Source organism: Sphingobacterium sp. UBA5639, assembly GCF_002421245.1.
GTDB classification, from domain to species: Bacteria; Bacteroidota; Bacteroidia; order Sphingobacteriales; family Sphingobacteriaceae; genus Sphingobacterium; species Sphingobacterium multivorum.
The window spans coordinates 381640-403849 of sequence record NZ_DIJR01000005.1 but is presented as its reverse complement, the minus strand read 5'-3'; the positions used below and the strand labels follow the sequence as shown (position 1 = coordinate 403849).

The 22210-nt window shown below is 41.7% G+C and carries 18 protein-coding genes; 5 read left to right on the top strand and 13 right to left on the bottom strand.

Annotated features, from left to right (window positions below):
- Positions 1-55: 55 nt before the first annotated feature.
- Together B4Z90_RS05540 and yihA are read right to left on the bottom strand one after the other, a co-directional pair.
- Positions 56-910: a UbiA-like polyprenyltransferase gene (locus B4Z90_RS05540; RefSeq protein WP_070569725.1), complete on the bottom strand. Its 855-nt coding sequence runs from the start codon at positions 908-910 to the stop codon at positions 56-58.
- 17 nt (positions 911-927) lie between these two features.
- On the bottom strand, positions 928-1557 hold the full coding sequence (gene yihA, locus B4Z90_RS05535) for a ribosome biogenesis GTP-binding protein YihA/YsxC (RefSeq protein WP_046676372.1): 630 nt from the start codon (positions 1555-1557) through the stop codon (positions 928-930).
- A gap of 413 nt (positions 1558-1970) precedes the next feature.
- Between yihA and B4Z90_RS05530 the strand changes: the two genes are divergently transcribed.
- Together B4Z90_RS05530 and B4Z90_RS05525 are read left to right on the top strand one after the other, a co-directional pair.
- Entirely contained in the window at positions 1971-2906 is a 936-nt protein-coding gene (locus B4Z90_RS05530; RefSeq protein ID WP_115048061.1) for an ABC transporter ATP-binding protein, read from the top strand.
- A complete protein-coding gene (locus B4Z90_RS05525) occupies positions 2899-4224 on the top strand; it encodes an ABC transporter permease (protein WP_046675835.1) in 1326 nt (441 codons plus the stop codon). The genes B4Z90_RS05530 and B4Z90_RS05525 overlap by 8 nt, the downstream gene beginning before the upstream one ends.
- A 164-nt stretch (positions 4225-4388) precedes the next feature.
- Here the strand turns inward: B4Z90_RS05525 and B4Z90_RS05520 are convergent, their stop codons facing one another.
- Complete coding sequence (locus B4Z90_RS05520) at positions 4389-4916, bottom strand: Mpo1-like protein (protein WP_046675834.1); 528 nt, start codon at positions 4914-4916, stop codon at positions 4389-4391.
- 141 nt (positions 4917-5057) lie between these two features.
- On the opposite strand from B4Z90_RS05520, the gene B4Z90_RS05515 reads away from it, so the two are divergent.
- Entirely contained in the window at positions 5058-5708 is a 651-nt protein-coding gene (locus B4Z90_RS05515; RefSeq protein ID WP_070569715.1) for an HAD-IA family hydrolase, read from the top strand.
- Positions 5709-6043: 335 nt separating this feature from the next.
- On the opposite strand, the gene rny is transcribed toward B4Z90_RS05515, so the two are convergent.
- From rny to B4Z90_RS05490, 5 genes are all read right to left on the bottom strand, one after another.
- Positions 6044-7597 (bottom strand): ribonuclease Y, encoded by a 1554-nt coding sequence (gene rny, locus B4Z90_RS05510; protein WP_070569714.1) that lies wholly within the window; start codon positions 7595-7597, stop codon positions 6044-6046.
- A gap of 348 nt (positions 7598-7945) precedes the next feature.
- Positions 7946-8236 (bottom strand): cell division protein ZapA, encoded by a 291-nt coding sequence (locus tag B4Z90_RS05505; RefSeq protein WP_046675831.1) that lies wholly within the window; start codon positions 8234-8236, stop codon positions 7946-7948.
- A 54-nt stretch (positions 8237-8290) separates the two neighbouring features.
- Positions 8291-8596: a hypothetical protein gene (locus tag B4Z90_RS05500; RefSeq protein WP_046675830.1), complete on the bottom strand. Its 306-nt coding sequence runs from the start codon at positions 8594-8596 to the stop codon at positions 8291-8293.
- A 40-nt stretch (positions 8597-8636) separates the two neighbouring features.
- A complete protein-coding gene (gene pheT, locus B4Z90_RS05495) occupies positions 8637-11033 on the bottom strand; it encodes a phenylalanine--tRNA ligase subunit beta (protein WP_070569976.1) in 2397 nt (798 codons plus the stop codon).
- 219 nt (positions 11034-11252) lie between these two features.
- The gene (locus B4Z90_RS05490) at positions 11253-11597 is read right to left on the bottom strand and encodes a hypothetical protein (RefSeq protein ID WP_139145085.1); all 345 of its coding nucleotides are present in this window, start codon (positions 11595-11597) and stop codon (positions 11253-11255) included.
- Between the two features lie 150 nt (positions 11598-11747).
- On the opposite strand from B4Z90_RS05490, the gene purL reads away from it, so the two are divergent.
- Entirely contained in the window at positions 11748-15479 is a 3732-nt protein-coding gene (gene purL / locus B4Z90_RS05485; RefSeq protein ID WP_115048059.1) for a phosphoribosylformylglycinamidine synthase, read from the top strand.
- A 37-nt stretch (positions 15480-15516) separates the two neighbouring features.
- Here the strand turns inward: purL and B4Z90_RS05480 are convergent, their stop codons facing one another.
- Complete coding sequence (locus B4Z90_RS05480) at positions 15517-15963, bottom strand: DoxX family protein (RefSeq protein ID WP_046675828.1); 447 nt, start codon at positions 15961-15963, stop codon at positions 15517-15519.
- Positions 15964-16181: 218 nt separating this feature from the next.
- Positions 16182-17096 (bottom strand): AEC family transporter, encoded by a 915-nt coding sequence (locus B4Z90_RS05475; protein WP_070569706.1) that lies wholly within the window; start codon positions 17094-17096, stop codon positions 16182-16184.
- 108 nt (positions 17097-17204) lie between these two features.
- On the opposite strand from B4Z90_RS05475, the gene B4Z90_RS05470 reads away from it, so the two are divergent.
- A complete protein-coding gene (locus B4Z90_RS05470; protein WP_159332891.1) occupies positions 17205-18035 on the top strand; it encodes a helix-turn-helix domain-containing protein in 831 nt (276 codons plus the stop codon).
- Positions 18036-18089: 54 nt separating this feature from the next.
- On the opposite strand, the gene B4Z90_RS05465 is transcribed toward B4Z90_RS05470, so the two are convergent.
- From B4Z90_RS05465 to B4Z90_RS05455, 3 genes are all read right to left on the bottom strand, one after another.
- Positions 18090-20489, bottom strand: a complete 2400-nt coding sequence (locus B4Z90_RS05465; RefSeq protein WP_070569701.1) for a mechanosensitive ion channel family protein — start codon at positions 20487-20489, stop codon at positions 18090-18092.
- Positions 20490-20553: 64 nt separating this feature from the next.
- Complete coding sequence (locus B4Z90_RS05460; protein ID WP_070569699.1) at positions 20554-21957, bottom strand: radical SAM protein; 1404 nt, start codon at positions 21955-21957, stop codon at positions 20554-20556.
- An 11-nt stretch (positions 21958-21968) separates the two neighbouring features.
- Positions 21969-22208, bottom strand: a complete 240-nt coding sequence (locus B4Z90_RS05455) for a hypothetical protein (RefSeq protein ID WP_070569697.1) — start codon at positions 22206-22208, stop codon at positions 21969-21971.
- Positions 22209-22210 lie beyond the last annotated feature (2 nt).

Here is a 22210-nt window from a genome sequence, read left to right as displayed (position 1 = left end):
AAATAAGAAAGGCTTTAGGAATTCCTAAAGCCTTTCTTATTTTATGCTAAAACGTTTATTTGATCAACCAGATATCCAAGAGGTAGAATACCGCAAAAATCACCGAGGCATAACCATTGGTTGTCATAAAGTCACGATTGACCCGACTTAAATTAGTCGATGAAAACAGGGTATGCTGGTAAATCAGCAAGGCTCCGTAAAAGGCCACACCTAAATAATAAATCCAACCTACCAGCATCAAAAATGCTGGTATTAAAATAAATATAAAAGAAAACACGTGCAGACCTTCCGAAACGCGCATGGCTCCCTTCGTTCCCAACCAAACGGGTATAGAATTCAGCTGATTGGCCCGATCAAATGCTTCATCCTGCAACGCGTAAATAATATCGAAGCCGCTCACCCAGGTCAACACTGCGAAGCCATAAAGTACCGGAACAGTCGCAAACTGTCCTGTAATAACCATATATGCACCTATTGGAGCCAATCCTAGCCCTGCTCCCAATACAAGATGGCATAAGGGTGTTATGCGCTTCGTATAGGAGTAAAAAAGCACAACAAAAAGTGCAATGGGCGACAACATAAAGCAAAGAGAATTGATAAAATACGTCGCTGCGATAAAAATAAGGCAATTTACTAACGTAAAAATCAATGCATTTTTAGCAGAAATTTTTCCGGCAGGAATATCACGCATGGCCGTTCGCGGATTAATGGCATCAATATCGCGATCCAAATAACGATTGAATGCCATAGCGGCATTACGGGCCGTTACCATACACACGAGCATCAAAACCAATAATTTCCACGAAAAGGTGTAGTCCGTTGTATGCAATGCCAAAAAGAAACCGATGAAGGCAAATGGTAATGCAAATACACTATGGGCAAATAAAACTAAGGACAAGTATTTTTTCATCTGAACTTAAGATCTAGCTAAAATTGTTCGTTTCCTTCGGGTTCAGGGCGAACAAATCGGCCGTTAACTTCATCGATAGCCTCTAAAATAGGCTCATGCCCCATTTTCTTTTCTGCTGAAGTTAGGAAAATCGGCGGCACCTCTTCAAACCATTGAAGCAATGATTTTTTAAATTTCGCAATATTCACATCGGATTTGACAGTCGATTGCTTGTCTGCCTTGGTAAAAACCAACATAAAGGGTAAACCACATTCGCCCAACCAATAGCAAAAATCCAAGTCTATCTTCTGTGGTTCATGACGGCTATCTACCAATACAAAAACACATTGCAAATTGTCCCGATGGGTAAGATACCTACGGATGAACTTCTCCCATTCCGTGCGACTTGTTTTAGAGGCTTTGGCAAAACCATAACCCGGCAAATCCACCAGATACCAGGTATCGTCGATGATAAAATGATTGATCAACTGAGTCTTACCAGGCTTTTGGGAGGTCTTGGCAAGTCCTTTCTTGTTGGTCATTGCATTGATCAACGATGATTTACCGACATTTGAACGTCCGATAAACGCATACTCCGGCAAATTGGGTGCAGGTAATTTGTCAACTCTCGTGTTACTGCACACGAATTCGGCTTTTTTCACTTCCATGGAACAAAGGTACGTTAAATGAATCCCTTTGACAAGATGTGTACCGCTTCTATTCCATAAAAAAGCTCCGTCTCCTATTTAATTGGCCAGGGACTAAAATGTCCCCAATTATTTTTAACTTTCACTTCAAACGATTCATCAAACAACTGAGCGCATTCCGAAGATGCACTATGCGGTTGGGTATACGTCTTATTAGCCAAATAAAAGAAGTCCTGCATGCCATAAAAAAAATAAATCTTGTAATAAGAAGTCCAGTAGGTAAAATGGAAGCATCACCAAACAAGAAATTTTTCGGAGCTGCTGTAACAATTCAGCTGCTCAAGATACTAATCACATAAATAAACGTCAGTCTTTGGGAAAAAAGGAATATTTCTAACAAACTCAAAGAACGAATTAATTAAACCTTAAAATAGATGTTACTCGAAATCAATCATGTCACCAAAGATTACGCCAATCACCGTGCATTGGACGACGTATCCATTCAAATCCCAAAGGGTAAAATTTTCGGACTATTGGGGCCAAACGGGGCTGGAAAAACGTCCCTGATCCGTATTATTAACCAAATTACCGCGCCCGATTCCGGTGAGATTTTGTTTAATGGCGAAGCGCTGGGTCCACAGCATATTGCACAAATCGGCTATTTACCCGAAGAGCGGGGGCTGTACAAAAAAATGAAAATCGGCGATCAAATGTTGTATTTGGCGCAACTTAAAGGACTTTCCAAGCGAGAAGCCCTAGCACGCATCCAAGATTGGTGCCAGCGCCTGGACATCACATCCTGGTTGGACAAAAAAATTGAAGATCTCAGTAAAGGTATGCAGCAGAAAGTACAATTTGTCGCCACGGTCATCCACCAACCACAATTGATTATCTTGGATGAACCCTTTTCGGGATTTGATCCCGTCAATGCCAATATCATAAAAGAACAGATTCTCCGATTGAATCAAGAGGGGGCGACCATTATATTCTCCACACACCGTATGGAGACTGTGGAAGAGCTTTGCGATAATATCGCCCTCATCAACCGATCCAAGAAAATACTCGATGGTTCCGTACAGGCGATTAAAAAAGAATACCGAAATCAAACCTATCGATTGGAATATACAGCCAATGAAGATAATTTTCTTCTATCCGAAGACAGCCTATTTAAAGTCATCACGTCCACAAAGCACGACAAAACATACAACACTACAATTCAGCTAAATAACAATATTCATATCAATAATGTCTTAATGCGTTTCTTACCCCAAATACAGCTCAACCAGTTGATCGAAATCGTTCCCTCTATGGCGGATATTTTCATTCAAAAAGTTACACAAGTCTCACCCCTATCTCAAGATCATGCATAAAATACTACTTATCATTCAACGGGAATACCTATCCCGTGTCAAGAAAAAATCTTTTATTGTCATGACTTTTGCCGTGCCATTGTTCTTTTTTGCATTGTATGCAGGCATGTTTTATCTGACAAAAAAGAGCTTTAAAGATTCACACACCGAAGTCTTTATTTTAGATGAACAAGGCGACTTTGCGGGAAAACTGCAAAGCAATAAAAATGTAAGTTATACAATCAGTAAACTGGATCTCCAGGCACAAAAAGCGCAGCTGACCCAAAGTGAAGGAAAACAGTCGATCCTTTATATCCCAAAAGATATTTTAACAAGCCAAAGAGCCGAACTCATTACCAGTGGCAAGACCAGCTTTGTCATACAGGAGATCATTAGCGGACAGCTGGAAGAGATCATCCGTGAAAAGGAATATAAAGCCAAGGGAATTGACCTGCAGATTATCCAGTCCATTAAGCCGAAAGTCAGCATCGATGCAAAAGAAATAACAGCCGACGGCGAAGAAAAGAACAGCAACACGGCCATTGCAATGGGCCTTGGTGTCGCTTTGGCTATCTTAGTCTATCTATCCCTGTTTCTTTATGGTGCCCAGGTAATGCGTGGTATTATCGAAGAAAAGAGCAATCGTATCATCGAAGTTATTATTTCCTCGGTCAAGCCCTTTCAGCTCATGATGGGTAAAATTGTTGGAATCGGTATGGTTGGACTGACCCAATTTGTGATGTGGCTTGTGCTTACCGGGGGCTTATTTATCACAGCAACGCTACTGTTTGTCAATCCGCAGGATATGCAGGAAGTAGCCGCTAGCCAACCTGGAGCGGGTAATATGAGTACCGTATCAAAAGCTATGGCCCAGAATGATTCCGCTTCGATCCTTACGTCGATCCAAAGCTTTAATTTCACGGAGGTCATCATTTTCTTCTTTCTGTTTTTTATTGCCGGATACCTATTGTATAGTGCTATTTTCGCCGCTGCAGGCTCAGCTGTCGACAACGAAACAGAGGCCAATCAGTTTTCCATGCCCATTACCATGCCCTTGCTATTGACCTATATTCTTTCTTTCGGCGTCATTATCAATGATCCCAATGGACCGATTGCAACATGGTTGAGCTTTATTCCATTCACCTCACCGATCGCCATGCTCGTTCGCATACCTTTTGGTGTACCCCTATGGCAGATCCTGACCTCGTTGACCTTGCTCATACTGACCTTTTTATTGGTAACCTGGGTCGCTGCACGTATCTACCGCGTCGGGATTTTGATCTATGGAAAAAAGGCAAATCTCAAAGAAATCATCAAATGGTTCAATTACAAAAGTTAGTTATGTACTGAACTAATTACGCATGGCTGTCGGATATCCCCGATCTATGTCAGCGCTCAACTAAAAGAACGGGGCCAAATTGCAAGCAATTTGGCCCCGTTCTTTTAAGCCCCCGATTAGGATGCGATCAGATGCAATGCGATCAGCTCCTAAGGACAGCTCAATTAATATCTTAATTTCAATTTTTTAAAGACAAAATGCCACAGCCATATCGGTCCGACAAGTAAAAACTGCAGAAACTGTTGTCCTGTGATTTTCTTCTTTTCCTTTCCCTTACCGATAAACAGCGCGACAATAGATAGCAATGCGATTCCCAAACACACCCAGATGACAGCCGGGCCACCGTTCTTCTGTGCGTATTCCAGTTGCACGATAAAGAAACTCATACCCCCGATCGAGAATAATATCGCATAGGACAAGGTTGCAGACAGCTTTAAATAATAATAAATGACAATAGCGATGAAGAAAGAGCCCCAATTCAAAAAGGTATGCCAATTGAGTTTGACCAAGAATTCGAACTGTGGAAATGGAATCATCCAGATGCAGCCCATGATACCAAAAAATAATAATGGTAAAAAGATGGCCTGAATCAGGCGGTTGGTCGGATCCTGAAAATTAGCATCCAGCTCCGCAAAATACTTATCTACGGGACGTAAAGGTTCGACTTCTTGAACTTTCTTCTTTTGTTTCATTCGGCAAATTTAACAAATATTGAGCATGCCTTAGGTCTTAAAAATGATAATATTCCCTATTTTTTGGTCTGCCGTAGGTCATTATCTGCTTTCAGGGCAAACAAACTCGCTTACTCCTATTCTATTCCGTAATATTGCAGCATGAAGTCTTACAAACATATCTTATTCGATCTGGACGGAACCCTGACCGACCCTGCAGAAGGGATTACAAAATGTATTGCCTATGCCTTGGAGTCCAAAGGCATCCATACAGCCGATCTGAATAGCCTCAAACCCTTGATCGGTCCGCCCCTTAAAGATTCTTTCATACATACCTTTGGATTTGGGGAAAGCGAAGCAATTGCCTGTGTAGAAAAATATCGGGAGCGCTTTTCAGCCATAGGACTGTACGAGAACATCCTGTTTGATCGCATACCCGAGCTTTTAACGCTCCTGAAAACAAAAGGGTACAGCATCTATCTGGCGACCTCCAAACCCGAAATATTCGCCCACAAAATATTACAACACTTTGAAATAAATACCTATTTTGATTTTGCGGGTGGAAGCGCTTTGGACGATTCCAGACCGACCAAAACCAGCGTCATCCAATATGTCATGGAAAAGGCCAAACTAACAAATCCACAGGAATGCCTCATGATCGGCGATCGTAAACATGATCTGATTGGCGCAAGGGAAACTGCCATGGATGCTGTTGGCGTACTGTATGGCTATGGTAGCCAAGCCGAACTCGAGCAGGAGTCACCGACCTATCTCATCCAGACAGTGCCTGACCTGATCGAATTTTTCAATTAAAAAATAGGGATCCTAAATTAAAGACAATTTAGGTTGAGTCCATTTAGGTCAACTTGATTCAAGTCTAGTCTATTCAAGTTCAGTCTATTCAAGTCTGGTCTATTCAGATCAATTCCAATACAGTCTATTGACACCAATTCAAGTCCATTCGCCAGGCAAGACACAAGTCAATTCAGGCTAATTCTACTCAGGCCAAGTTTATTGAGAACAGTTCAAGTCAATACCCAAACACCTTGAATAACTGAAATCATCCTGTTGAGCGAAAGCTGTAGAATTCCATAAAAAAAGCTCCAATCATTTTGATTGGAGCTTTTTTTATGATGGATCCTTAGGATCTATTTTGCGTAAGACACCGATCTTGTCTCACGGATAACAGTTACTTTAATTTGCCCTGGATACGTCATTTCCGTTTGGATACGGTTAGAGATATCAGCAGCGAGTATTTCCGACTGCGCATCAGAGACCTTCTCACTCTCCACGATGACACGTAGTTCACGACCAGCTTGTATCGCGAAGGTCTTCTCAACCCCAGGATACGATAAAGCCAAGTCTTCCAGCTCTTTTAAGCGCTTGATATAACTTTCTACAACCTCACGGCGTGCGCCCGGGCGTGCGCCAGAAATCGCATCACAAGCTTGAACAACCGGAGATATTAAAGCCGTCATTTCGATCTCATCATGGTGAGCACCAATTGCGTTACATACATCAGGGTGTTCCTTGTATTTCTCTGCAAGTTGCATACCTAAAATAGCGTGTGGCAACTCTGGATTGTCATCAGGCACTTTACCAATATCGTGAAGTAATCCAGCACGTTTCGCATGTTTAACATTCAGGCCCAGTTCTGCAGCCATTGTCGCAGCAAAATTAGCAACCTCACGCGAGTGCTGTAAAAGATTCTGTCCGTAAGATGAACGGTAACGCATACGCCCTACCATACGAATCAATTCGGGGTGCAAACCATGGATCCCCAAATCGATCGCTGTACGTTCACCGATTTCAACAATTTCATCCTCAATTTGCGTCCGTGTTTTTGCAACAACTTCCTCAATACGTGCCGGGTGGATACGTCCATCGGTTACCAAACGGTGTAAAGCTAAACGTGCGATTTCCCGACGTACAGGATCGAAACCGGATAGGATAATTGCTTCAGGTGTATCATCTACGATGATCTCTACGCCCGTTGCAGCTTCCAATGCACGAATATTACGACCTTCGCGACCAATAATACGACCTTTAATTTCATCATTTTCAATATTGAAAATTGAAACGGTATTTTCGATCGCAGATTCCGTAGCGGTGCGTTGAATCGTCTGTATAACAACCTTTTTCGCCTCTTTAGTCGCTGTCAATTTTGCCTCATCCACAATATCTTTGATTTGAATCATGGCTTGTGAGCGGGCTTCTTCACGCAACGAATCCACCAATTGATTTTTTGCTTCGTCGGCAGTTACGCCAGCGATGCTTTCCAATTGCTTAATCTGTTGCAATTTTAACGCTTCTACTTCCTCGGATTTCTTTTCATTCAGTTCAACCAATTTATCCAATTGCTTTTTCTTGGTATCCACGTCCTGCTTGTCGCGGTTGATGTTTTCCAATTTTTGGTTAATTGACTGCTCTTTTTGTCTTAACGTATTTTCCTTCTGGTTGATGGCATTGTTACGTTGATTGACTTCCTTTTCATGTTCAGATTTTAATTGAAGGAACTTTTCTTTGGCCTCTAACAGGCGTTTCTTTTTAATGTGTTCCCCTTCCTGCTCTGCATCTTTCAGTATGCTATTTACCTTATCCTTGGCTTCCTGTTCTTGCTTTTTAAACAACAAAACCAATAGATAACGACCTATAACAACACCAACAATCAGAGAAATTATGCTATAAATTGCGATGTCCATGTATGTATAATTGTATTATTATGTTTGTTTTTATTAATTATATTCAAATTCCAGTAAAATCATGAATCGTCCTATTCCCCTTCTTTGGTATGCACCAATGTGGCGAGCCTGATAAGCTCATAAGACTTCATGACAAAAAAAAACCGCAATTAAATTTAAACAGGTCTCATGTATTATTAAACTTCGTGATTACATAATTAGGCTTAGATTATGACCCAGATGGCTTTCGCAAAATGGCCTATATCTTTTTGCGCCTGTAATATTGAAGCGTTAAGTTTAAAATAGTGACAACCCGAATTTAATTGCGGCAAATTCGTCGTTTAAGCTCTAAATATAAAGAACGTAAATTTATTTTTTAAAGAAATCCGTCAACAACTGATCAAGTTCCTGTACTGAATTTTCCAAGCCCACTTCGTGGTTTTGGGACTGCCGCTCTGCATTAAGCATACGCGTCGCAAATTGCAATACACACATGGACAACAAATCCTGCTTATCTCTCACAGTATAGTTTTCCTGCAATTCCTTTACTTTTTCATTTATCAATTTCGCAGCATGTCGAATTACTTCTTCTTCCGCGCTCTCCACCCGAAGGGGATAAACACGATCTGCGATATTTATTTTTATGGAAATCTCTCCCATTTCTTTGAGCTTTTTAACGTTGTATTAGTTTGAATCCGATAACACTTCTCCCAACTATTTCAACAAACTAATACATTTGTCTATTTCCCGCACAAAATCGTTAATTTTTTGTTTTGTGTCAAGTATTTTTTCATTAATTGCTTCCTTATCCGTTTCAGAATCTAACGTGCGGGCAACTGCCAACGCTTTGACCTTCTCTTCCAACTGCTTGCTCTTATCGTTGCTCGCATCGAAAGCCACTTTTAAGGATTGTACCTCTAATTTAAGCAAATCATTTTCTTCTTGCAAGACTTCGCACAATTGAATTAAATTTTTCGTTTTCTCAACGATCAGATTCATTTGTGAAGACAATGTTGCCATAGTATAAATTGAATATTACCAATTAATGTTGTATCTCTCGTTAACCACGCACTTCCGCACCTAGTTCCTTCTCAAAATTAACAATTAATTTTTGAACTATCGCATCAATTTGCTTATCCGTAAGTGTTTTTTCTTCATCCTGCAAGATAAAGCTCAGAGCATAAGACTTTTTCCCTTCCGGAATTTTATCACCTTTATACACATCAAACACATTTACCTCCTTCAAAAGCTTGCGTTCGGTCTTTTGAGCAACAAATTGTAGCTTATCGAAGCTCACATTTTCATCGATCAAGAGCGACAAATCTCTGCGCACAGCCGGGAATTTGGAAACTTCTTTGTATTGAATGCTATTCTTACGAATAATTTTCATCAAAACATCCCAGTCAAAATCAGCAAAGAAAACCTGACCTTCAACATCTGCTTTTTTCAAATCTGCGTTCGCGATTGCACCAAAAGAAACTAAACATTTCTGCCCTTTCATATAGTTCAAACCATAGGCGAAATGTGTACTTGTAGCATCTTGTATCTGAATTCCTTCAATTTTCAAGCGTTTGATAAGCGTATCTACAGCCGCTTTAAGGTTATAGAAATTAACCGCGTCTTTTTTGCTGTTCCATTGCTCAGCTTCATTTTTACCTGCCATGGCAAAAGCCAGATGCTGCGTTTCTTTATAGCCTTCACCATCCAGCGCATAAGTTTTACCGAATTCGAAGAACTTCAGGTCAAAGTTTCTTCGTTTTTGGTTATATTCAATCGCACTCAAAACAGAAAAAACCATATTTTGACGCATTGTATCCAAATCCGAGCTCAATGGATTATACAATTTGACCGCCGTTTCGCTATCATCCGCATAATCCAGCTTCGTTAGGGAGTTGGACAGAATTTCACGAAACCCATTGGCGATGAGCAGATCAGCCAATTGATTTAAGACAACTTCCTTATCCGGCTTCTCAACCGTATTTAAAGAGGCCTTAATTTGTGACTTCAACTCGATATTGTTATAACCATAAATCCGCAACACTTCTTCCACAACGTCTACCTCGCGTGTGACATCAACGCGGTATGCAGGCACCAACACATCAAGTCCTGTTTCAGTTTCTGAAGCGACTTCAATGCCAAGAGCGACAATAATGGATTTAATTTCTTCATTTGGGATCGCCTGACCGATCAAACGAACCACATTCGCATAGCTCACGTGAAATGAAAACGGGTTAATCACCACGGGATACTCATCTTTTAGCGTCGATGAAATCGTTCCACCCGCAATTTCCTGAATCAATAACGCTGCGCGCTTCAAGGCTTCAACCGTAATATTCGGATCGGTACCACGTTCGAAACGGAAAGAGGCATCTGTTTTTAAGCCATGTCTTTTGGAGGTCTTCCGTACAGAAACAGCATTGAAATAGGCCGACTCCAAAAATACATTGGTCGTTTCGGCTGATACACCCGAATGTGCTCCACCGAAAACACCCGCAATACACATTGGTTTTTCTGCATCAGCAATCACCAAGTCCTCTGCAGACAAGGTACGCTCCACACCATCCAGCGTAACAAATTTTTCACCCTCAGTCGCCAAACGAACAATGACTTTATTTCCCGCAATTTTATCAGCATCAAAAGCATGCAGTGGCTGACCTAAATCGTGTAGTATATAATTGGTAACATCGACAATATTATTGATCGGACGAACACCGATAACATTTAATTTCTCTTTTAACCAATCGGGAGATTCGCCAACGCGAACACCGGTAATATTGATACCGCTATAACGTGGGCTTGCCTGTGCGTCTGCAACGACCACTGTCGTTCCCTCCGCCTCAGCAGCCTTAAATGCAGAAACATCTGCCTTTAACACGTGTGTACGAAAATGTGCCGCAATATCTCTTGCAACACCTAAATGCGAAGCAGCATCTGCACGGTTTGGTGTTAAGCCAATTTCATAACGGTAATCATCCTGGATATTGAAATGATCTTTCACTAAGGTCCCCACTGCAACGTCAGCTGGTAATTCAACGATGCCGGCATGAGATGTACCCAAACCGATTTCATCTTCTCCACATAACATACCTTCGGAAACTTCACCACGAATTTTAGATTTGGTAATTTTAAAAGGCTCTCCGGTAAGCGGATGGCAAGTAGTACCTACTGTAGCAACAATAACTTTCAATCCTGTACGACAGTTTGGTGCACCACATACAATGTGCAATAACTCCGGTCCACCGACATCAACAGTGGTTACTCTTAATTTATCGGCATTAGGATGCTGTTCACAAGTTTTCACTTCACCAACAACCAAACCGTCCAATCCACCTGGGATACTCTGCACGACGTCCAAAGCTTCTACTTCCAATCCTGTATTTGTTAAGATCAGTGATAGTTCCTCCGGTGTCGAATCTATATTAACGTGTTGTTTTAACCAATTATATGAAATATTCATCTCGAATCTGATTTGATGCACAAACTTAGATAAATTTGAGTTTATATCCAACGTCAATTTGCCGATCATCGCCGGAAGTCCTGAATTTGAAGATAGCTGGCAGCCCCTATCCTCACCGGCTGTATGACAAATTACCATATGATCTAAGGGGTTGTTGGGCTTCGGCGAACAAACCGACTTGCCACAGGGCGTTTTTCTTGCGCTATTGCTTATGCTTTTTCAGGTTTTCCGCATGGACAAGGTGCTTTGGGCTTTAGTCGGCACATCGTTGGCCTTGGTTTGGGGCAGCTTCGGGACATGGCCTGAACATGGTCGGGATTGCTTCGCCTGCTGTTCGGCCGTTGTTCGGCTCCTTGCCGAAGCGGACCCGAATCTTTCCCGAAGCCCAGTCGAAGCCCAGCCGAAGCTGTCTCGAAGCTGTCTCGAAGCTGTCCCGAGCCGTTCCCGAAGCAATCCTGATCCGTTGCCGAATAGCGTACGGACTTGAGCGGATTTAAAGGGAATTAAACGGACTTTAGGCATATACACTCCGCTCTTGAATAAGCAAGCCCGACACAATTTCATAAAAAAAGCCTTATCAAATTGTACCAATTTTTATCCTTTTTATGTCCAATCTTAAAGACCTATTTTTTAATCAAAAATCCAGTCATTTCCATAAAAATAATATGTAACTTTGTGCTTTAATTTGAAGAACGTTCAAAACAAACATTTATAATGATTCATTTCTTTGAGAACCCATCGAACACTGTATATGGTGTTCAAAGCGTAAACTCTTTATCACAAGAAGACATTACTAAACTCAACTGGCTATTCGGCAACGCCAAAAAACTAGACGACCAAAACCTTAACCATTACTTTGTAGGACCCCGCGCCGCGATGGTTACTCCCTGGAGTACCAATGCAGTAGAAATCACGCAAAATATGGGAATTGCAGGAATTGTTCGTATAGAAGAATTTCAACCGGTACCAGCGGATTTCAATGACTTCGATCCAATGATTTCCCAAAAGTTCAGTATGTTGACACAGGACATGTATACCGTCAACATTACACCTGAACCGATATTGGAAATTCAAGACATCGAGGCCTACAACAAATCTGAGGGCCTAGCGCTAAATCCAGAAGAAGTAGATTACCTCAATAACCTTTCGACCAAATTGGGTCGTCTGCTTACAGACTCGGAAGTATTCGCTTTTTCACAAGCAAACTCTGAACACTGTAGACACAAGATTTTCAATGGTACCTTTATCATTGATGGCGAAGAGCAACCCACTTCCCTCTTTAAATTAATTAAAAAGACTTCTGAAACCAATCCGAACGAGATTGTTTCTGCTTATAAAGATAACGTTGCCTTTGTCAAAGGTCCACGTGTCACACAATTTGCACCTAAATCGGCCGACAAACCTGACTTTTACGAAGAGAAAGCATTTGATTCGGTTTTATCCGTAAAAGCTGAAACACACAATTTCCCGACTACTGTAGAACCATTTTCGGGTGCTGCAACTGGGTCAGGTGGTGAAATCCGCGACCGTATGGCCGGTGGCCAAGGAGCGATTCCATTGGCGGGTACTGCCGTATACATGACTGCTTATTCGCGATTGGAACAAAATAAATTGGACCTTCAGGCAGGAACAGTTACTGAACCGGCAAAGGAACTCAACAAAACGCGGCCATGGGAAAATGCGATGCAAGAGCGTCAATGGTTGTACCAGACCCCGGTTGACATCCTGATTAAAGCTTCCAATGGTGCTTCTGACTTCGGTAATAAGTTTGGTCAGCCCTTAATTACAGGTTCTGTATTGACCTTCGAACATGAAGAGGATGGCCGTAAACTTGGTTACGACAAAGTCATTATGCAAGCGGGTGGTGTTGGTTATGGAAAACTGGATCAAGCGAAAAAACATACGCCGAAAACTGGCGATAAAGTTGTTATCCTAGGTGGAGAAAATTACCGCATCGGAATGGGTGGCGCTGCTGTATCTTCTGCAGATACAGGGGCATTTGGTTCTGGAATTGAGCTTAATGCCATTCAACGTTCCAATCCCGAAATGCAAAAACGTGCAGCGAATGCTGTTCGTGGCTTAGTAGAGTCTGATCATAACCCTATTGTGTCTATCCACGATCATGGTGCAGGTGGCCACTTAAACTGTTTATCTGAACTTGTTGAAGAGACCGGCGGCTTGATTGACCTGGATGCACTTCCTGTAGGCGATCCTACACTATCCGCAAAAGAAATTATCGGTAATGAATCGCAAGAACGTATGGGACTTGTGATCGCCGAAGATGATATTGACACCTTAAAACGTGTTGCCGATCGCGAACGTGCACCAATGTACACCGTAGGTGATGTCACTGGCGACCACCACTTTATTTTCGAATCAAAAAGTACGGGTGAAAAACCAATGGATTACGCCCTTGAAGATTTCTTTGGCTCATCGCCAAAAACTTTCATGCGCGATAAAACCGTAGTTCGTAACTACGCTGATCTTGCTTATGATGCAGCTAATATTCCAAGCTACTTAAACCAAGTATTACAACTGGAAGCGGTTGCTTCCAAAGATTGGTTAACCAATAAAGTAGACCGTTGTGTTGGTGGCCGTGTTGCCAAACAACAATGTGCGGGTCCATTGCAATTGCCGTTGAATAACGTCGGTGTCATGGCATTGGATTATAAAGGTAAAGAAGGTATTGCGACAACAATAGGTCACTCCCCTGTGGCTGCCTTAGTGGATCCGGCTGCGGCAAGCAGAACGGCTATTGCGGAATCGCTTTCCAACATCGTATTTGCCCCAATCAAAAATGGTCTTGCAGGAATCTCCCTATCGGCCAACTGGATGTGGGCAGCCAATAATGAGGGTGAAGATGCCCGCTTATACCAAGCTGTTAAAGCATGCTCGGATTTTGCCATTGCATTGGGAATCAATATCCCCACGGGAAAAGATTCTTTGTCGATGAAGCAAAAATATCCAAACGGCGAAAACGTCATTGCCCCTGGCACATTGATCATTTCTGCCGCAGGAAACTGTACTGATATCACCAAAGTGGTTGAACCTGTGCTAAACAAAACAGCCGGATCGATCTATTACATCAACTTATCAAAAGATCAGTTCAAATTAGGGGGTTCGTCATTTGCACAAATCATCAATAAATTAGGTACTGAAGTACCGACCATTCAAGATGCTGCTTACTTTAAAACAGCATTCAATACCGTACAGCAATTAATTCACGAAGGACAGATCGAAGCTGGTCACGATGTAGGCTCGGGTGGCTTGATTACAACCTTATTGGAAATGACCTTTGCCGATGTTAATCTTGGTGCCAATTATGACCTTTCGGCATTACATGAATCGGATAGCGTAAAAGCCTTCTTTAATGAGAATATTGCACTTGTCCTTCAAGCGAAAGACGACGCTGCATTTGAAGCGATCGTGAAAGATGCCGGTGTAGACGCGGTTAAAATTGGTCAGGTGATCGAAGGTAATACAGTAACAATTAAAAATCAAGAAGCGGTATTCAGCTTTGATGTAGCAGCAACACGTGATGTATGGTTTACGACATCCTTCCTTTTGGATTCCAAGCAATCTAAAAATGGAACTGCACAACAACGTTTTGATAATTATAAACACCAACCCCTAGCCTTTACTTTCCCAAGTCAATTTGATGGTAAGAAACCAAAAATCGACGGAACTAAAGCACGTCCGAAAGCGGCAATCCTTCGTGAGAAAGGTTCCAACTCCGAACGCGAAATGGCAAATGCCATGTTCTTGGCAGGCTTTGATGTGAAAGATGTTCACATGACCGATTTGATCACTGGTCGTGAGACATTGGAAGACATCCAATTTATCGGTGCCGTCGGAGGCTTCTCGAACTCAGATGTATTGGGTTCGGCAAAAGGTTGGGCCGGTGCTTTCCTTTACAATGAAAAAGCGAAAAAAGCCTTAACCGACTTCTTTGCTCGTCCGGATACACTTTCGGTTGGTATCTGTAATGGATGTCAGTTATTTATGGAACTTGAAATGATCAATCCTGAGCATGAAATCCATGGAAAAATGCTACACAATACTTCAGGGAAACACGAGTCAAACTTTGTGTCTGTAAAAGTTCAGGAAAACAATTCGGTCATGTTATCGACACTAGCGGGAAGTACCTTAGGGGTTTGGATTTCACACGGGGAAGGAAAATTCAACCTTCCGTATGCGGAAGAGCAATACAATATCGTGGCAAAATATGCTTATGAGCAATATCCGCATAACCCAAATGGTTCGGACTATAATACAGCAATGGTCTGCGATAAGACTGGACGCCACTTGGCTACGATGCCACATATTGAGCGTTCGGTGTTCCAATGGCATTGGGCAAATTATCCAAAAGGTCGTCAGGACGAAGTTTCTCCTTGGATTGAAGCATTCGTTAATGCACGTCAATGGATTGACGAGCAAGGCAAATAAAAAAAGAAAAACTCCTTCATGTATGAAGGAGTTTTTTTTAGATATCCCTTTTGTATCCTGGTTTGTTCATCATTTGATCTAGGGAGTATTTTCCAGAGCCCATGACCATAAAAAAGATCAGCAAAAAGAATACGACTATAGAAAGCCACAATTCGGAATTCAAATAACTAAACCCGTGGGTGATATTAACAAAAAATACAGCCCCTACCAATACCGGAAATAATAGTAATGAGGCTAAACGGGTTTGAAAACCTAAGATAAGGAACAGCCCGCCTACCAAATGGGTAAAAACCACATAGTGAACCGCACCCCATGATGATAAGTGGAAACTACTTTGCTCAATCATGTGTTGAACAACGTCCCTATCATTTACGAAACTTACACCTTTGGCAAAAATAACGATCCCTAAGGCTATTCTTAGGTAATCGATCCATTGTGGGTGATGTGCATCGCCCCAATGCTCAATTTTGTGTATCAGGTTCATAACATACCTCCTTTTTATAGATGGTTATAGCCTAATAACAATTGAACAGTAAAAAAGTTGTTTGTATGAGATGATTCACTATCAAAATGTTACGAAGTGAAGACAGCCCACTCCTACGCAACACTTCTGCTCAAACCAATCGTTGGCAAATGAGGCCTCACGCTGTTTCCAAAATCAATCAATCAATCAATCAATCAATCAATCAATGCAACCATAAATTAGGAGAAAAAAAATCGAATGACAAAATCCCAAAACGCGGTTGTCAGCAGCCCCACAACGATACTAAAACCGATCACCAGATTGACCAATTTGGTATTCAGATGGTATTGCTCGGCAATGATCCCTGAGGTTACCAAGGTTGGCATAGCCGCTTCGAATATACTAATCCGCGCAACAGCGCCCTTTACACCAAGTAGTAAAGCAAATAATAATACCAATGCTGGGGCAAGAATCAATTTATAACTCATCGCTGTACTGATCTGCGAAATCTGTTGTCGCCAGCCATCAAACTTCAACTGTAAACCAATAGAAAATAAGGCCAAGGGTCCAACGGTCGCCACCAGCCTATCAAAAAAAGGCTCGGCAACCGAAAGATCAACCAATTGCGACAGCATTAAGGCTGTTATACAACCGATCAGGGGTGGAAAGCTGACTAACTTTCGAAGCATAAATTTGACATCGATCGCCTCGCCATCTTGGGCATTCGCTCGCAGTGCATTGATAAGTCCAGCTGTAGAAAGTAGAATAAATGTGGTTTGGTCGCAAATAATCGCAATCGGCAACTGGGCTTCGCCAAAATAGGCGATGATCAATGGAAAGCCAATAAAGGACGTATTGCTATAACCAGCGGCCAATTCCAAACTACTGCGCGAACGCTGTTTATAGTTTTTACGCCTACAGTACATTTCCATAAATAACCAACTACCTGCCCAAACGAGGATTGCCGAAAACACCGGAAACAGTAATTGCGATGACCATACAATCTTCGGAATATATTTGAAAGACACCGCTGGAAGGGCAAAATAAAGAATCCAGGTATTGATCCCTTTATGTGCTTCGGAATGAATTAAATTTGTTCGCTTTAACAGCATCCCTGCCGCGATGCAAAATGCAATCATTATAAAATTGACCATGTTTTATTACCATTTTATACGACACAAAGGTGCAATAGTACAGCAGGCAATAACATGTACAAATACATTATTTTTATGTACATTTACGGATATATAATCAGGAGAATAATGCGCAAAAAACAGTTTGAGCCTTTGCGGATCAGTGAATTTATTGAGGATAGCTTTCATTTACCTCCACATGAACAGAATTATTATGAGCTTGTTTATATTCGTTCAGGCAAAGGAACCCATGTGATCAACAGATTTGAACTGAACTATGAACGTGGTGATGTATTCTTAATTAGTCCGGCAGACAAGCATTATTTTAACATTGAAGAAAAGACACATTTTCTGTTTATTTTATTTACAGATACCTACTTCCTGCAGAATAAACGCAATCAAAAGCGCTATGCCTGGATTATGGAGCTGATGAACGACAGGGGATTAAAGGAACGCCAATTGGATATGGACGAGCATTATCGCCTGATTTACACTCATATCCTGGAAGCGGTCCGACTGTATAGTCATACCACAGTCCGCGAGCATTCGGACTGGCTATTTGACCAACTCGTCGCGATCTTTGGGCTCTTCAAAGAAATAGCAGAGACGCAACGTATACCCCAGCAGCATGAACTATATGTTGACCGATCGATTTCGGCTTACATTCATCAGCATATTTTTTCGCCCGAACAACTTCAGGTCAGCCTACTGGCTCAGAAATTCAATATTGCCCCATCCTATTTTGGGACCTACTTTAAGAAGAACTTCGGCAGCAGTTTAAGAGCGTATATCAATACCTACCGGATCGAACTCATCGAGAACAGACTTAAATCCAAAGATTATACCTTGAAACAAATTGCTGCAGAACTCGGATTTACCGACGAGAGCCATCTTTCCCATTTCTACAAACGCGCCCGGGGATTTAGTCCTTTACATTATCGAACTCAGCGGACTAAATAGTAGGCTTTCCAGATAATACACCCTGTATACGCGGAAAAATTGCAATTGAATGGGCTAAATCTTGGGTGGAATGACGCTATAAAACTTCAAGCCCTCAGCTTCAAACTTCTTATACAATACAAGTAAGACATCATTTTTAAAGGCAGAAGCATTGGCAGCAAAATTTACCCAGCCGGAAACACTCAGGTAAATCATCTCAGCACTGATGTCCTGTATACTGATTCCGCTATCTCTATCCTTGATAAAATGGTCACTACTTTCCATAGCGTCTTTGATCCATTGTTTGGCTTGGTCCAAATCTGCTTTCCGATCGATATGGAGAACAAAACTTGTCTTGCTGTATTCTTGGGATAAGGTCCAATTGACAACCCTTCCCGACAGCAAATCACCATTTGGAATAATGACATCTGCACCATCACCTGTTTTTAAAACACTGGCGCGTATACCGATTTCCTTGACGCGCCCTTTTTTGTCGGCAAGCTCAATTTGATCACCAACGCGAAACGGCTTATCAAAAACCAAAATTATGCCCGAGACAAAATTATTGATGATATTCTGCATGCCGAGTCCGATACCAACACTCAATGCGCCAATCACGACCGTAAGTTTGTCCAAACTCATACCCAGGGCCGAGATGGCCATAAAGAAACCGATCAGAATAATGGCCAAGCGAAAGAGCGGAAATAAGGTCATCTTCTGATTATAGACCTGGCTGAGCTGACCGTCTTCACCACCAAGAACGATCAAACTAATATTTTTCTGAAACCAATTGGCCACCAACAGCAGTAAAACCGCTACACCAAGATTTCCTAAGGTAAAAGAGATGCTGCCGATGCTGCGTACTTTTCCGAAGAATGTTTCGCTCAATGCCAATAAACTTTCAATAAACTGTAAGTTATTTGCCAGCACAATGATCGCCAAAAGCACACAGACAATACGCAGAATTTCGGTGATGATAGCCAAGGTGCGCTGCTCGTTGAAACGCATCCAAAAACCGGAAGTCAGCCGATCTTTTTTAAACTGATTGCGGACATCCGCCTTAATCATATCCGAAAAATACTGCAGTGTAAAAGACTGCACCAGCCCCACAGCACAGGCAATACTAAAACTACGTGAATGCTCCACATGCCCGATAATATTCAGTGTAATTGCGGTCACGTTGAGTATAGCAAAAATTACATAAATAAAATTACTGATATAACCCGGACTATCCGCATTCTTTATACGCCGTTTCGTATAACTGACCAATCCTAAAGCAATCAAATTGAAGGCAATACAAACGATACGTAAAAACAGGTCATCGCTTACGATCATATTGACAAATACATCCAGGATATAGAATACAATAAGGATAATGGCAATTTTACGCTGCAATCCACTCATGCGATGCCTGAGCAAAAACATGAAGATTAACATGATGACCAATTGGGAAGCCTGCAAAATGAAACTTGGTGTAAAGAAGTTTACAAAAGGCAACAGTGTCAGGAGAAAAATAATGGTTTTCCCAACGATCGCATCAATCGCAAGTTTATGTTCAGGATCATTTTGCCGAAGGATATAAGACACCCGTACAATCCAGTAGCAATACCCCAATCCCAGTACAATCAACAGGATACGGCTCGCCCAATCTGTCCGATTCACATATTTGTCTATCGACTTATTGTTACTGTAATTACTCCGGATATTATTTAAGATCACATCTTTAGAGATGGCTGCCGTATTGGCTTTCCATATCGAACTTTTAGCGGTCACGGAATCGGCTTTTTTGTTTCCGCTTTTTATTTCGTGAACGGTTTCAATCCGAATCAGATGACGTTGATTTTTAGCTATAAGTTCATCAATCGTCCGATTGATCGCTTCCAGCGAATCTTGTTTTGCAGCTAGTTTAAGCTGCGCATTGTCGAGATATTGATACGCTCTACTGTGATTATTGGCACTGATATCATAGCGGTTGATCAGCGTCTTGATCTGATCTGCTGTCACATTGAGGCTATTGGAATAATTGCTGATACTGCCTTTAATTGACTTCAACTGGCTGATTTCTTCATGGATACTATTTTTTATTAAAGCAATACTATCTTTAGCCGATCCAGCATTCGTTGTCAAGTAGCCATTGGATTTTTCATTCAGCTGCGCGATAAGCTCGGCCATGGAAGCCGTACGAATATTGGATAAAAAGTTTAGATTTACTTTGCGCAGATCATTTCGTAGCTCATTCCGCAGTGAGTCATTTCCAACCCGCGTCGAATCCACATTCGACCGTCTACTTAGGCTGCTATGGCTCGCCGTGCGATCGCCTATCTGATTCTTCCGAACCTGAACGGAGTCCTGTGCAAATCCGTGCAGCTGAAAAGTCAAGAGACTTAAGACAAAAATAAAACGCTTAACAATGCCCAATTTCATACTTCTAATTTTGTTGACTTTCTTTCCTGGCAACAGGTAGTCAAATGCCATGGAAACTACAAATTGCAAAGAAAGGACCAAAGGTTTTTCTCCGACAAAAATAACTTATCTCCTGTTAAAATCGAATAGCATCGGAGAGTTTTAGTTCTTCCAGCCGTTTTATTTTATCATCACGATAAAATAAATTCATCGTCTCAAAAGGAATCAACTTCAAGTCTTTATTGACGATGTGGACACAAGATTTCTTAACAGCACGAACATCAAAATCGTAGGCATCCATAAAATTCATAATGATAATGCGGAAAAGATTGTCGTAATCAAGATCAGGTGCGCACACTTCTGGCAAACAGCAAAGTAACTGGTTTACTTTTGGCTTTACCTTATCCACCGAAATTCCGGTACTAAATATATCCAGCAATTGCATCTGAACACCTTTGTCCTGTTCATAGACAATGGTATTGCGCGATTGGTTATTTAATAAAATAGCCGGATCAATATGCCGGGTCAAGGGTATCCGCTCATCGCCTATCTTCAGGATATAACCCATCGCCAACGCATCAGGATTACAAGGAACAGGAATAATATCATGTGGATCCAATAGGGAATATTGATTCAGAATTTCCTGACGCACCTCGGTCAGTGTCATTTTATGCTGCTGTGCATCGGTCGCATTTCGCCCGGCAATTTCCACCGGTTGAAAAGTTACCCCGCGTACACATCGCTGTTGTAAAGCGTACTCCAAGATTTTACCAATTTCATCATCATTGGTTCCCTTTTCTAAGACCACAACCAATGTTGTACTCAGATTGAGCGCATTTAATTTGTCAATGGCCTTTTTTCGGACATCCGTGAGATCTTTGCCCCGAAACTTTTCGAGCACGGATGGGCGAAAAGAATCAAACTGGAGATAGATTTCAAATTCAGGCGCATAGGTGGCGAGTTGCTCAGCAAAACCAGGATCATTGGCAATTCGGATACCATTCGTATTGAGCATGAGATGCTTAATAGGTTTTGTCTTCGCAATGTCTAAAATCTTAAAAAAATCAGGGTGTATGGTTGGCTCTCCACCGCTGATCTGAACAACATCCGGTTCACCCTCACTTTCGACGATTTTGTCAAACATCTGTTCAATCTCTTCCAGCGAGCGATGTCGTCCGTAGTGGGGCGACGACATGGCGTAACAAGTTGGGCAGGTCAAATTACAACGGTCGGTCACCTCAACAATGGACAGGCAGCTATGCTGCTCGTGATCTACACATAAACCGCAATCGTATGGGCAGCCATAATGTACTTCATTGTCAAATTTCAACGGTGTTTCGGAGGCTTTATTATAATTCCGAATGTTCTTATAATAGTCAACATCCGTCGCAATCAGCGTTTTGAAAAAACCATGATTGGGACAGTTTTTGGTCATAAATACCTGTTCATCCTCGATAATAATCTTGGCACCCACACGCGAAAGGCATGTTGGACATAGGCTAATGGTATAATCGTAGTACGTATAGTTTCTTACTGGCATCGTTCTGATTTCTAGTTCATAAAGGTAAGTCCGCAGGCAAGCCCCCCTGCCAGCATTGCTCCAATTCCGCCCAACAATAATTTAAGCCAGGGATTGACATTAAACTTCGACTCCTTATTACCTGCTTTAATAATCGAGCCGATAATAATAACCAAAAGTGCAATGCCAATCACAATAGCACCTATAGTAAGAAGAAAAAGTCCCAACATCGCGGTACTTTCCGATCCAAATGATCCTTCAAGCAAATACATGA